Origin of the sequence: Sulfitobacter sp. SH22 (assembly GCF_965641905.1) — a bacterium.
Taxonomy (GTDB): Bacteria; Pseudomonadota; Alphaproteobacteria; order Rhodobacterales; family Rhodobacteraceae; genus Sulfitobacter.
Map to the genome: position 1 here is coordinate 2,419,622 of NZ_OZ282573.1, position 12,429 is coordinate 2,432,050.

General features: G+C 56.6%; 13 protein-coding genes. 3 read left to right on the top strand and 10 right to left on the bottom strand.

What is annotated here, in order from left to right; genetic code table 11:
* Positions 1 to 88: 88 nt before the first annotated feature.
* Complete coding sequence (locus ACSQ13_RS13960; protein WP_295510783.1) at positions 89 to 1,432, bottom strand: 1-acyl-sn-glycerol-3-phosphate acyltransferase; 1,344 nt, start codon at positions 1,430 to 1,432, stop codon at positions 89 to 91.
* 168 nt (positions 1,433 to 1,600) lie between these two features.
* Between ACSQ13_RS13960 and ACSQ13_RS13965 the strand changes: the two genes are divergently transcribed.
* From ACSQ13_RS13965 to deoD, 3 genes are all read left to right on the top strand, one after another.
* Entirely contained in the window at positions 1,601 to 3,664 is a 2,064-nt protein-coding gene (locus tag ACSQ13_RS13965) for a methylmalonyl-CoA mutase family protein (protein ID WP_435988117.1), read from the top strand.
* 81 nt (positions 3,665 to 3,745) lie between these two features.
* The gene (locus ACSQ13_RS13970; RefSeq protein ID WP_176248099.1) at positions 3,746 to 4,060 is read left to right on the top strand and encodes an H-NS histone family protein; all 315 of its coding nucleotides are present in this window, start codon (positions 3,746 to 3,748) and stop codon (positions 4,058 to 4,060) included.
* 75 nt (positions 4,061 to 4,135) lie between these two features.
* Positions 4,136 to 4,846 carry a purine-nucleoside phosphorylase gene (deoD, locus tag ACSQ13_RS13975; protein WP_176248098.1) on the top strand — a complete coding sequence of 237 codons (711 nt, stop codon included), beginning with the start codon at positions 4,136 to 4,138 and terminating at the stop codon, positions 4,844 to 4,846.
* 34 nt (positions 4,847 to 4,880) lie between these two features.
* Here the strand turns inward: deoD and ACSQ13_RS13980 are convergent, their stop codons facing one another.
* The 9 genes from ACSQ13_RS13980 to sdhC all read right to left on the bottom strand — a co-directional run bounded on the left by ACSQ13_RS13980 (position 4,881) and on the right by sdhC (position 12,417).
* Entirely contained in the window at positions 4,881 to 5,723 is an 843-nt protein-coding gene (locus ACSQ13_RS13980; RefSeq protein WP_295510787.1) for an urea carboxylase-associated family protein, read from the bottom strand.
* Complete coding sequence (locus ACSQ13_RS13985; protein ID WP_295510790.1) at positions 5,720 to 7,372, bottom strand: FAD-binding dehydrogenase; 1,653 nt, start codon at positions 7,370 to 7,372, stop codon at positions 5,720 to 5,722. The genes ACSQ13_RS13980 and ACSQ13_RS13985 overlap by 4 nt, the downstream gene beginning before the upstream one ends.
* 61 nt (positions 7,373 to 7,433) lie before the next feature.
* Positions 7,434 to 7,655: a hypothetical protein gene (locus ACSQ13_RS13990; protein ID WP_176248095.1), complete on the bottom strand. Its 222-nt coding sequence runs from the start codon at positions 7,653 to 7,655 to the stop codon at positions 7,434 to 7,436.
* A gap of 48 nt (positions 7,656 to 7,703) precedes the next feature.
* On the bottom strand, positions 7,704 to 8,483 hold the full coding sequence (locus ACSQ13_RS13995; protein WP_176248094.1) for a succinate dehydrogenase iron-sulfur subunit: 780 nt from the start codon (positions 8,481 to 8,483) through the stop codon (positions 7,704 to 7,706).
* 53 nt (positions 8,484 to 8,536) lie between these two features.
* Entirely contained in the window at positions 8,537 to 9,331 is a 795-nt protein-coding gene (locus tag ACSQ13_RS14000) for an FkbM family methyltransferase (RefSeq protein WP_295510793.1), read from the bottom strand.
* Positions 9,332 to 9,354: 23 nt separating this feature from the next.
* On the bottom strand, positions 9,355 to 9,753 hold the full coding sequence (locus ACSQ13_RS14005; protein WP_255200050.1) for a hypothetical protein: 399 nt from the start codon (positions 9,751 to 9,753) through the stop codon (positions 9,355 to 9,357).
* 61 nt (positions 9,754 to 9,814) lie between these two features.
* The gene (gene sdhA, locus ACSQ13_RS14010; protein ID WP_176248092.1) at positions 9,815 to 11,620 is read right to left on the bottom strand and encodes a succinate dehydrogenase flavoprotein subunit; all 1,806 of its coding nucleotides are present in this window, start codon (positions 11,618 to 11,620) and stop codon (positions 9,815 to 9,817) included.
* Between the two features lie 30 nt (positions 11,621 to 11,650).
* Positions 11,651 to 12,022, bottom strand: coding sequence for a succinate dehydrogenase, hydrophobic membrane anchor protein (gene sdhD, locus ACSQ13_RS14015; RefSeq protein ID WP_176248091.1), 372 nt, complete (start codon positions 12,020 to 12,022; stop codon positions 11,651 to 11,653).
* 11 nt (positions 12,023 to 12,033) lie between these two features.
* Positions 12,034 to 12,417 carry a succinate dehydrogenase, cytochrome b556 subunit gene (gene sdhC, locus ACSQ13_RS14020; protein ID WP_176248090.1) on the bottom strand — a complete coding sequence of 128 codons (384 nt, stop codon included), beginning with the start codon at positions 12,415 to 12,417 and terminating at the stop codon, positions 12,034 to 12,036.
* Between the last annotated feature and the right edge of the window lie 12 nt (positions 12,418 to 12,429).

A 12,429-nucleotide genomic window follows, 5' to 3' on the forward strand; every position in this document is an offset into this window, starting at 1 on the left:
TGCCCACGGCGCAACAATGCAACCGTATTTGGGCATTATTTGTAATTTTATAACTTTGCAGTCGCAGCAAATCCCAAGACCTGCGGCCTCAGATGAAAAAATGTGCGATCGAGTTGGCATAGTAGTTCAGGATAGGCAGCTCATCAGGGTCGGCGGCAAAGCCCCCGTCGACTGCAATCACCATGCCGCGCTGCACCATATGTTCGCGCGCTTTTTGAACGGCCCCGTCAAAATCCGTATGGGGAATGTCGATCGTCGGCTTCGCCTTTTTCAACAGCCGCGCCATTTCGGCCCTCAGGGCATCCTCTGTCAGCGGCGTCTTGGTCGACAGCATGAGATGCGCCATCAGTGGCACAAACAGCAACGGCATCTCGTCTGCGATCCGCCCCATCAGATCCTGGGCCAACCGGTCAACATCCGGCTTGTCACCATAGTCCCGCAAAGGGACCGGTTCGCCAAAAACCACGGCCGCCTCGCCAAAACGCATAAACCTGCCACGTATCCGCAGCCACGTTTTGCGCAAAATAAAGATCAGGATCACCGATATGCGCGCCTTGAATCGCCGCGTCCCGGCAAGATCTGCTTCGATCAGAACCCGATCTTCCAAAACCCGATCATAGTTGATGGCGACTGGCACAAACACCACGTCACGGTCGGTCAGGTCAGCACCGACAACATAGCCCAACAACCCCATCTTTGGCGGCATCAACTTGCCATCAAGGCTGAGCCCGCCTTCGGGGAACACCGCTTGGGTCACGCCGCCCTCGGTCGCCTTTTGCACATAGCGCGCCAAGACTTTGCGATACAGCGCACCGCGTGATTTGCGCCGGATGAAATAAGCGCCCATTGATCTGATCAACCCGCTCAGCGGCCAAACCCGCGCCCATTCCCCCACCGCATAGCTCAATGCCGATGCCTCGCCCGCCAGATAGGTCACCAGCATATAATCCATGTTGCTGCGATGGTTCATGACAAAGATCACCGTCGCGTCGCCGGGTATTTTTTCGATAACGGCAGCGTTGTCCTTGCCGGTGCGTACCTCGTACAGGGTATTTGCCAGAAACCGCGCAAGCCGGATGCCAAAGCTGAAATAGGCGAAGGCGCTGAAACTGGGCACGATCTCGCGGGCATAGCGGCGGGCCTGCTGGAACGCGACGTTTTCGGGAATGCCCTCTTCGCGGGCGTGATCGGCAATCGCCTGGCTGATTTGCGGATCATAGATCAGCCGCTGGATCATGTCGTGACGCCGCGCCAGTTTGAACGGTTCAATCGGGCGCGTCAGGCGTTTGTTCAGACGGGCAACCGCACGTTCAAGGCGCAGCCGGAAAAACCAGCGTACCGAGGGCAATAAAAAATGGCTTAATGCCGTGACAGTCGCAAAAAGCAAAATCACGACGAATAGCCAGATAGGAAGTTCAATGGTCTGCGTCATCGGCCCACACTTGCAGAAGGAAAACGGACTGGGCAATGAAAATCTATGAATTCGCCGTTTGGCTGAACGCGGCCTGCGAATAAGATTTGACCAAATTTTCTACAATAACGGGTCATTCGCGGTCGCCTTTGCAAATAATGTGGACCCTGCCCCGAAATCAATGCGATAATGCCGCAATGCAGCGAATTGACACCGCCTGATTATTTCAAGTATCAGTCTTTCAACGCAATATTATTACCCTACCGATTCACGAGAGGCCGCACCATGTCGCAACAAACAAAAGACCGCCCCTGGCTGATCCGCACCTATGCCGGACACTCTACCGCCGAGGCATCCAATGCGTTGTATCGCAGCAATCTGGCCAAAGGTCAGACCGGCCTTTCCGTCGCCTTCGATCTGCCGACACAAACCGGCTATGACAGCGATCACATCCTTTCGCGGGGCGAAGTGGGCAAGGTCGGTGTGCCTGTCGGCCATCTGGGCGACATGCGGATGCTGTTCAAGGATATCCCGCTTGAGCAGATGAACACCTCGATGACCATCAACGCGACGGCACCGTGGTTGTTGGCGCTTTATATTGCCGTAGCCGAAGAACAGGGTGCGGATGTATCGGCCCTGCAAGGCACGGTTCAGAACGACCTGATCAAAGAATACCTGTCGCGCGGCACCTATATCTGCCCGCCTGCCCCGTCGCTGAAGATGATCGCCGACGTCGCCGAATATTGCTATACCAACGTGCCGAAATGGAACCCGATGAATGTGTGTTCCTACCACCTTCAAGAAGCCGGTGCGACGCCCGAACAGGAATTGGCCTTTGCCCTGGCCACCGCGACAGCTGTCTTGGATGCCCTGCGCCCCCGCGTGCCTGAGAAAGATTTCCCGACACTGGTTGGTCGCATCTCCTTTTTCGTGAATGCCGGTATTCGTTTCGTGACCGAGATGTGCAAGATGCGCGCCTTTGGCGATCTGTGGGATGAAATCTGCCTTGAGCGTTATGGCGTCGAAGACCCCAAGTTCCGCCGGTTCCGCTATGGGGTTCAGGTGAACTCTCTTGGCCTGACCGAACAGCAGCCGGAAAATAACGTCTACCGTATCCTGATCGAAATGCTGGCCGTCACGCTGTCTAAAAACGCCCGCGCCCGTGCCGTTCAATTGCCCGCCTGGAACGAAGCTCTTGGCCTGCCGCGCCCGTGGGATCAGCAATGGTCGATGCGTATGCAGCAAATCATGGCGTATGAAACCGACCTGTTGGAGTTCGACGACCTGTTTGATGGCAACCCCGCCGTCGACCGCAAGGTCGAAGCGTTGAAAGAAGGCGCACGTGCCGAGCTTGCCAATCTTGACGGCATGGGCGGCGCTATCTCTGCGATCGATTACATGAAATCGCGACTGGTCGAAAGCAATGCCGACCGTCTGGGCCGGATCGAACAGGGTGAAACGATCGTTGTCGGCGTGAATAAATGGCAGCAGGGCGAACCCTCGCCGCTGATGACCGGCGACGGCGGGATCATGGTCGTTGACCCCGCCGTCGAGGCTGACCAGATCAACCGTCTGAATGCGTGGCGCGACACCCGTGATCAGGCCGCCGTTGACAAAGCTCTTGCCGATCTGCGCGCCGCCGCCGCCGAAGGGCGCAATGTGATGGAACCGTCAATTGCCGCCGCCAAGGCCGGTGTAACCACAGGCGAATGGGCCGCGCAAATGCGGGCCGTACACGGCGAATACCGTGGACCGACAGGGGTTGCCGCAGGGCGGTCGAACAAGACCGAAGGTCTGGATGAACTACGCGAGGCCGTGGATGCCGTCAGCACCCGTCTGGGTCGCCGGCTTAGCTTTCTGGTTGGGAAGCCCGGGCTTGATGGCCATTCGAATGGTGCAGAACAGATTGCAGTGCGCGCCCGCGATTGCGGCATGGATATTACCTATGAAGGTATCCGCCTGACCCCGTCAGAAATCGTCAAAGCCGCAAAAGACGGCAATCACCATGTTGTGGGCCTGTCTATTCTTTCCGGCTCCCATATCCCACTGGTCCAAGACTTAATGAATGAAATGCGTCAGGCAGGGCTTGGACATATCCCTGTGGTTGTGGGCGGTATTATTCCAGAGGATGATAAAATCCGGATACTCGGAATGGGCGTTGCCCGCGTTTATACGCCTAAAGACTTTGAGTTGAACACAATAATGCAAGATATCGTAATACTTGCAGACCCCGATACAATTGCAGCGGAATAAAATCTTTAGAATTTTTATTCTTTGTTTCATCTCTATATTCGCATAAGGATGGAATGTAGTTAAATATTAGGGACTGGTATAATGAGCATTAATCTGGACGCCATGTCTCACAAGCAGCTTGAGACCTTGCTGGAAGATGTAAAGATCGCAATCAAATCGGCCTATGACCGTGACCGTGTTGAGGCCCGTAAAGCGGCTGAAAAAGCGGCAGCCGAATTTGGTTTTTCTTTGGACGAAGTATCTTCGGGTGCAAAAAAATCCAAAGGGGTTAAGGCGGCCGCCAAATTTGCGAACCCGGCTGACAAGACCCAGACATGGACTGGCAAAGGTCGCCAGCCGAATTGGTTCCGTGAATTGACAGCCAAGGGTGTCTCCCCGGATGATCTGGCGATTTGAACTTTACCTTTAACGAAAAAATAGGGTGTCCCAGGATTGGGGCACTTTTTTTACTTAGAGCGGTAGTTATCAAAAATGACGATTCATATTGGTGCCAAAGAAGGTGAAATCGCTGAAACGGTTCTGATGCCAGGCGACCCTTATCGGGCAAAGTGGGCGGCAGAGACGTTTTTAACAGACGCGACACTTGTGAATGAAGTACGCGGCATGCTTGGCTTTACCGGCACTTGGAATGGCCACCGTGTGACCATTCAAGGATCAGGAATGGGAATGCCTTCGCTTTCCATCTATGCGAACGAATTGATTACCAACTACGGGGCCAAAACATTGATCCGCATCGGATCATGTGGCGGTATGCAACCCCATGTGGGAATTCGCGATATTATTATCGCAATGACGGCGACCACAATAACATCTCCTTCCTCCGGTATATTCCGCGAAATGAATTTCGCACCTTGCGCCGATTGGTCATTGTTGCAAGCAGCCGTTATCGCAGCAAAAGCAAAAGGCACCAATACCCATGTGGGCGGCATCTATTCGTCTGATGTGTTTTACGCCGAACGCCCCGATCTGGATGAACAGATGGTGCGTCACGGGATTCTGGGTGTCGAAATGGAAGCAGCCGAGCTTTATACCTTGGCGGCCCGTCACAAACGCCGCGCTTTGGCGGTGCTGACGGTCAGCGACCACCTGCAAACCGGCGAGGCGCTGCCTGCATCGGAGCGTGAAAAATCCTTTGGCGACATGGTCGAGATCGCTTTGCAAGCAGCCTTTGCCGACGCATAAAATTATCTAAACGGCTTGAACCCTGCCAAGGGGTTCAAGTGCCGTGTGACCTGTCATAACCATTGGGCGCAGGTTGCGAAGCCGCGCCAAGGTAATCTGCATCAGGGGCAAAGATTTCGACCAGCAGCGGATAGCAGGCAGCGGCATCAGACGAATGTTCTGCCGAACAATCGCCCCCCGGACATGCGCTTAGCGCCCCCAACAGATCAATCTCGGCATAGAACTCAAGATAATCACCGGGCCGAACGGGGCTTGCCTTCATAAAATACTGGCCGGTGTCGCGGGTAAAGCCTGTGCACATAAACACGTTCAACACGTCATGCACATGTGGCTCAGCCTCCGCTACAGACACACCCAAGTGGTTTGCCAAAGCGCGGGTCAGGTTGGAATGGCAGCAATGGTGATACTGCCCCCCTGCCAGCAAGTTATGCGTATAGGGGTCGCAGCGGGTGCCGATGACGTCATGCACCGAACCGCCAAATGCGTCCTTGCCGTACCAGCCAAGCGTGTCATGGGTGATGGTCGCCATCGGTCGCAGATACGGAAAGCTTGTCCACATCCGCTGGCCCGTTGTGATATGCGTGCCGTGCAGCGCGCGGGTTTTCCCGGAATAGAAACGTTCGTTAATATTGTCGCGCGCCCACAGGTTCAAATCACCGACCTGCGGCCCTTCGACACTGACAATTCGAAAGAAGTGCCCCGCCGGCACGGTAAAGCACCCTGCTTCGCGTGGCGGCACTAGCAACTCGTCTACCTTGGTCATCGTGTCCCGCGCAGCGTGGTACGCCGCCATATCCGGCACCGGCAGCGTATCCACCGGATAACAGATTACCGGTTTGACCGCACGCCGTGCTGCCGCGTCTTTGGGTTCGTTCATACGTTTTGTCCTGCAATGCGGCCCGAAAATAGACACCCGCCCAGGAATGTCCCCTCAAGCGCGTTATACCCGTGATACCCGCCGCCGCCAAAGCCGCAGACTTCACCAGCGGCATACAACCCCTGCAAAACGTCGCCCTCTGGCGTAAGGACCCTGCCCTGCAAATCAGTGTGCAAACCGCCCAGACTTTTGCGTGTCAGAACATTCAGCCTGACCGCAATCAGCGGGCCGTTTTCCGCGTCCAGAATGGCGTGGGGTTTGGCGGTGCGGATCAGTTTATCACCGCGATAGGCACGTGCCCCACGGATCGCCGTAATCTGGGCATCCTTGGAAAACGGGTTATCCAACTGCCCGTCCCGCGCTGCGATCTGGTTGCGCAGATGGTCCAGATCAAGCGGTTGGTCCGGCGTCAGTTTGTTCATACCGGCGACCAGTTCGTCCAACCGATCCGCAACAATGAAATCCGCACCTTTTTCCTTGAATACCTCGACTGCGGGCGTAGCCCCTTTGCCAAGCCGCGCTTTCAATACATCGCGCCATCCACCATCGGTAAGGTCGGGGTTCTGCTCTGACCCGGACAGGGCGAATTCTTTTTCGATGATCTTTTGAGTCAGGATAAACCAGCTGTGGTCCCCGGCCCGCAAGATCCGCTTGAGCGTCGATAGGGTATCGAAACCCGGCATGCAGGGAGCCTCCATCCGGTCGCCCTTGGCATCCAGCCAGATCGAAGACGGCCCGGGCAAAATGCGAATGCCGTGATTGGGCCAGATCGGGTTCCAGTTCTCGACGCCCTCGCAATAATGCCACATCCGGTCTTCGTTGATCAGACCCGCACCTGCATTGGCAGCAATACCGTGCATCCTTCCGTCAACATAGTCCGGCACGCCCGACACCATGCGACTGGGGGGCTGGCCCAGCCGACCTGTCGGCCAGTGCTGCCGCACCAGATCATGGTTGGCACCGATGCCACCTGTCGTCAAAATCACCGCTTCGGCCTGATGGTGAAAAGTGCCGATGGGGGCACGGCTTGTGCTTTCGCCGCGCTGTTTGGTGGTCGCCTCAAGCACCTCACCGGATACCCCCGTCACGGCACCGTTTACGACCTCGAGCGCGTTAACCCTGTGGCGGAACGCCATGTGCAACCGCCCTGCAACAGCATGGTCCTGGATCAGCTTGGCAAAGGGGGCGACCACACCGGTGCCGGTTCCCCAAGTAATGTGAAAACGAGGAACCGAATTCCCGTGCCCGCCTGCCATCGCGCCGCCACGTTCGGCCCAACCCACAACAGGGAACCACCGCATGCCCAGCCCGTGCAGCCATCCGCGCATGTCGCCCGCAGCCCATTCGACAAAACGGGTGGCATAGGCACGCGGGTTCGCATCCTCGGGGCGGTCAAATTGCGCTGACCCCATCCAGTCGCGCAGTGCCAGTTCGGGGCTGTCGCGAATGCCCAGCCGGCGTTGTTCGGGGGTGTCGACCATGAACAGCCCGCCAAGCGACCAGAACGCCTGACCGCCCAGACTTTGCGGGCCTTCCTGGTCAATCATCAGCACCCGACGACCGCGCAGGATTGCCTCATGTGCGGCCACCATCCCGGCAAGGCCGGCACCAACGACAATCACATCAGCTTTGAAATTTTTATCTGTCATGGATCCCCCTGTCACAGAACAAAGGCTATTCGACGATCAATGGTTCTGTCGAGGACCCTGATCAAAGCGGTCGCGAGGTCACTTTGGATTTGCAGTCTTTCGGGGTGCCGTTTGTGGCGGTGTAGGCTTCGGCACCGCAGGCAACGCAGTGGTAAAAGCTCAAGCTGCCCTTGTCGCGGGTGTTATCTTTGCGCCAGCGGCAGCCGCGCCCGGGGCTTTTGCGCCGCCAGAAGTACGAGGCGACCAAAAACACGACAAAAAAGGCAAGCAATAAAAGGGGCATGAAAAAATCGCCGACCCACCCCGACAAAATCGGGGTGGGTCAATCTGATCAGATGGTGCGTTCGACCATCATCTTTTTGATATTCGCAATCGCCGCTGCCGGGTTCAAACCCTTGGGGCAGGTCTTGGCGCAGTTCATGATTGTGTGGCAGCGGTACAGCTTGAAGGGGTCCTCAAGCTCGTCGAGACGTTCGCCTGTCGCCTCGTCGCGGCTGTCGATCAACCAACGATAGGCATGCAGCAATGCGGCTGGTCCAAGATAGCGGTCGCCGTTCCACCAGTAGCTGGGGCAGGATGTCGAACAGCACGCACACATGATGCATTCATACAGACCGTCCAGCTTGGCGCGGTCATCGATCGACTGCTTCCATTCTTTCGCAGGAGCCGCTGTTTTGGTTTCAAGCCATGGCTGGATCGACGCGTGCTGCGCATAGAAATGCGTCAGGTCGGGGATCAAATCCTTGACCACAGGCATGTGCGGCAACGGGTAAATCTTTACGGTGCCCGAAACCTCGTCCACGCCGTAGGTACAGGCAAGCGTGTTGATCCCGTCGATGTTCATCGCGCAAGATCCGCAAATACCTTCGCGGCACGAACGGCGGAAGGTCAGGGTGGGATCAATCTCGTTTTTGATCTTGATCAGCGCGTCCAGGATCATCGGGCCGCAGGTATCCATATCGACGAAATATGTGTCGATGGCAGGGTTCTTCCCGTCATCCGGATTCCAGCGGTAAATCTGGAACTGCTTGAGGTTTTTTGCACCCTCTGGTTTTGGCCATGTCTTGCCGGATGTCATCCGGGAATTCTTTGGGAGCGTGAGTTGAACCATATCGCCTCTCCTGGTCTGCCGGGCAGTTACCCGTTTTCAATAATTTCCAGCGCTTACTTCTTCAAAAGGTAAAGCGCATTTCCTTCGGCCTGCATCGTTTCTTCGAAACCGCTGGCCAGTATTTTTGCACATAGATCGGTCTGCCACTGCTGGGCATGCCGCACTTCGATAAGGATTGCATCAGGCAGCCATCCGCCGGATTTTGCCTCGTCCAGAATGGGGTCAAGAACCAAGGCTTCGGCCCCTTCGACATCAATCTTGAGCAGGGTGAAATCGTGGTTTTCAGACGCAGATGTGAAATGACGCAACGGGCGCGTCGGGACCAAGGTTCCGCCATTGCGCATCCGGCCTTGCACCTCTTTCAAGGACGCCTGCCCATAGTTGTGCCCGCGAAAATTAAGCATCGCCTCTCCGTCGCGATCAGACAATGCACAGCCTTCTATTCTGACAACTTCGGTCAAATCGTTGATCTGCACATTCAGGCCAAGGCGGCCAATCATGATCGGGTTCGGTTCAAAGGCGATTACGCGCGACCCTTTCCCGCTGGCCAACGCCAGAGGAATGGTAAACGCGCCGCAATTCGCACCAATGTCCAAAACCAGGGCATTGCGCTGCTCGACCAGTTTGACCAATGCCAGCAGGGATTTCAGCTCGGGAGGGTGCCCCTCAAGCCAAATGCAGGTTTCTGTATAGTTGTCCCGCGGATCGACAACCATTCTGATATCGGCAAATTCAATCTCGACCGGGCCCAACATTGCGTTGATCTTGGCCCGCTCTTGGGGCGACCCTGTCCGGAAACGAGCCCGCAAGCTGTCCATTTCAGCTTTTTTGATCTGGTCAGCCATCATGCTGCTTCCCCGCTCAAGCCCCATCAGCCAAGTGTTCCTGTCAGGCCCAGGCTATTTTGCGACAAACAGCGTACTGTTTCAGGGCGTGCCAACACGGTGCGCACTGTCGCAACGGTCGTATCATCTACGCCGATAACTGCCGATTTCGCAAATACCCGTATCTCGGCCGCGTCGGAATTGTCGATGATACAATCGGTGAACGGCGTGATCAGCTGCTTTGGCACCTGGGGAAACCGCGTGGCGATGGTTTCGGTAACCACACCTTTCGCGCCTTCGCGGGCGATCGCATCAACCCGCTGGGATGCCTCTGTACAGGCAGACAGCCCAACAGCCATCAGCACCACCCCAAACACAGCCGGACGGGCCGCGCGATGACGCAGACCTTCAACGATATTATGGAATGTGGTTCCGGCTCGTGTCACAGGGGGCTCCTTTGGTTCGTGTATGCCCCGCCCCAGTGAGTACCAGAGCGGAGCAAGAGTTTTAGTAAACGCGTGCTTTTGGTGCGATTTTCTTGAGGTCGATGCCGCCTTCTTCTTCGGTGGTCAAAGGATCAAGATGCACGCCACGATAGCCCAGGGTCGCTTCGTTCCCTTTGAACCAGACAAGGCTGTGCTTGCGCCAGTTCTTGTCATCGCGATCAGGATAATCCTCGTGGGCGTGTGCCCCGCGGCTTTCCTTGCGCGCAGCCGCTGCGGTAATCGTGGCCACAGCGTTTGGCATAAGGTTGGTCAGCTCAAGCGTTTCCATCAGGTCAGAGTTCCAGACCAGCGACTTGTCCGTCACCTTAAGGTCAGCGACCTTGCCTGCGACCTCGTCCATTTTCACTTTGCCTTCGTTCAGCGTCTTGTCGGTGCGGAACACGGCAGCATCGGCCTGCATGGTTTTCTGCATCTCAAGGCGCAATTCGGCGGTGGCGATGTCGCCCTTGGCGTAACGCAGACCGTCAAACCGGTTGAACGCCGCGTCGATCGACCGCTGGTTTGGCGTCGGCACGGGTGTCGACGGATCAACAATATCCTTGGCGCGGATCGCGGCAGCGCGACCGAAGACAACCAAGTCGATCAGCGAATTCGACCCAAGACGGTTTGCACCGTGAACAGAGGCACAGCCCGCCTCGCCCACAGCCATCAGACCGGGTGCGATGTTGTCAGGCTTGTCGGCGGTGGGTGCCAACACTTCGCCCCAATAGTTCGTGGGAATGCCGCCCATGTTATAGTGCACCGTCGGCAGAACCGGGATCGGTTCCTTGGTCAGGTCAACACCGGCAAAAATACGCGCGGATTCAGAAATGCCCGGCAGGCGCAAATCCAGCGTTTCTTTGGGCAGGTGGTTCAGGTGCAGGTGAATGTGGTCTTTGTTTTCGCCCACACCGCGCCCTTCGCGGATTTCCATCGTCATGCAGCGCGAAACAACGTCACGGCTGGCAAGGTCTTTATAGGTCGGCGCATACCGCTCCATAAAGCGTTCGCCTTCGGAGTTGGTCAGATACCCCCCCTCGCCGCGTGCGCCTTCGGTGATCAGGCAGCCGGCACCATAGATGCCGGTCGGGTGGAACTGAACGAATTCCATGTCCTGCAGGGGCAGACCTGCACGCGCGGTCATACCGCCACCGTCACCTGTACAGGTGTGCGCCGATGTTGCGCTGAAATAGGCGCGGCCATAGCCGCCCGTTGCCAGAACAACCATCTTGGCGCTGAACAGGTGCATGGTACCGTCATCCAGCTTCCAGCACAAAACGCCCTGACACACGCCATCATCGGACATGATCAAATCAATGGCGAAATATTCAATGTAGAATTCAGCGTTATGCTTCAGCGATTGGCCGTAAAGCGTGTGCAAAATCGCGTGGCCGGTACGGTCAGCAGCCGCACAGGTGCGCTGAACGGGGGGGCCTTCGCCGAATTCTGTGGTGTGGCCACCGAACGGACGCTGATAGATTTTGCCAGCTTCAGTGCGCGAGAATGGAACGCCGTAATGCTCAAGCTCGTAAACCGCCTTGGGCGCTTCGCGGGCAAGGTATTCCATCGCATCGGTATCGCCCAGCCAGTCGGACCCTTTGACGGTGTCATACATGTGCCACTGCCAATTGTCGGGGCCCATGTTCGACAGGGATGCCGCGATGCCGCCCTGCGCCGCAACAGTGTGCGACCGTGTCGGGAAAACTTTGGTGACGCAGGCTGTTTTCAGGCCCTGTTCGGCCATGCCGAGGGTCGCGCGCAGACCTGCACCGCCGGCCCCCACAACAACCACGTCATATTCATGCGTTTCATATTCGTATGCAGCCATGTTTCGGTCTCCCGTCCTGCGAAATCTGTGTTAAAGCGCGATGCGTGCGATGGCAAAAAGCCCAACCGCCGCCGCGCCGTAGCTGAGGCAAGTCATCAGGATGATGGCAATCTTTTGCGCCAAACCGTGAACGTAGTCCTCAATCAGCACCTGCACACCATCGTTAAAGTGCTTGAACCCAACGGTCAGTGTCAGTGCTGCAATAATTGCGGGGAAAGGCTTGGCGTAATAGGCCAACACCTCTTCGTAGGTGCCGCCCAGTGCCGCACCAAAGGTAAAGACGAAAAGCGGGATCAGGATCAGCAGCGCAACCGAGCTGACTTTCATCGCCCAGAAATGTGCAGTGCCGGATTTTGCCGACCCCATACCGAGCGCGCGTTTGCGGTCTGTCAAATAAGCCATGTCTGTTCCCCTTAAATGATCAGCGCGGTGATAATGGTCAAAACGACCGAACCGACCAATGCCGCCCAGCCCATTTTTTCAGCTGTCGGGATATCCAGCCCATAGCCGTTGTCCCAGATCAGATGCCGGATGCCTGCAAGGGTGTGATACCAAAGGCCCAGCAATGAAAAGAACATCACAAGGTCGCCGAACCAGCTGGTGATAAATCCGTTGGCTGTTGCAAATGCTTCGGGCGATGTTGCCGCGGCCAGAAACCACCACACGATCAGCAGCGCTGCGACCAGCATCGCGTTGCCAGTGATCCGGGTAAGGATCGACGACATTGAGGTTAGTTGCGGGCGGTAGATCGTCAGGTGTGGTGACAGCGGGCGGTTGCCCCGGTTCACATCAGCCATGATGGATTCCTT

Bases quoted from the DNA above. Each gene is read 5' to 3' on its own strand.
- ACSQ13_RS13960 (WP_295510783.1), bottom strand. From the start codon at position 1,432: ATGACGCAGACCATTGAACTTCCTATCTGGCTATTCGTCGTGATTTTG.
- ACSQ13_RS13965 (WP_435988117.1), top strand. From the start codon at position 1,601: ATGCCGCAATGCAGCGAATTGACACCGCCTGATTATTTCAAGTATCAG.
- ACSQ13_RS13970 (WP_176248099.1), top strand. From the start codon at position 3,746: ATGAGCATTAATCTGGACGCCATGTCTCACAAGCAGCTTGAGACCTTG.
- deoD (WP_176248098.1), top strand. From the start codon at position 4,136: ATGACGATTCATATTGGTGCCAAAGAAGGTGAAATCGCTGAAACGGTT.
- ACSQ13_RS13980 (WP_295510787.1), bottom strand. From the start codon at position 5,723: ATGAACGAACCCAAAGACGCGGCAGCACGGCGTGCGGTCAAACCGGTA.
- ACSQ13_RS13985 (WP_295510790.1), bottom strand. From the start codon at position 7,372: ATGACAGATAAAAATTTCAAAGCTGATGTGATTGTCGTTGGTGCCGGC.
- ACSQ13_RS13990 (WP_176248095.1), bottom strand. From the start codon at position 7,655: ATGCCCCTTTTATTGCTTGCCTTTTTTGTCGTGTTTTTGGTCGCCTCG.
- ACSQ13_RS13995 (WP_176248094.1), bottom strand. From the start codon at position 8,483: ATGGTTCAACTCACGCTCCCAAAGAATTCCCGGATGACATCCGGCAAG.
- ACSQ13_RS14000 (WP_295510793.1), bottom strand. From the start codon at position 9,331: ATGATGGCTGACCAGATCAAAAAAGCTGAAATGGACAGCTTGCGGGCT.
- sdhA (WP_176248092.1), bottom strand. From the start codon at position 11,620: ATGGCTGCATACGAATATGAAACGCATGAATATGACGTGGTTGTTGTG.
- sdhD (WP_176248091.1), bottom strand. From the start codon at position 12,022: ATGGCTTATTTGACAGACCGCAAACGCGCGCTCGGTATGGGGTCGGCA.
- sdhC (WP_176248090.1), bottom strand. From the start codon at position 12,417: ATGGCTGATGTGAACCGGGGCAACCGCCCGCTGTCACCACACCTGACG.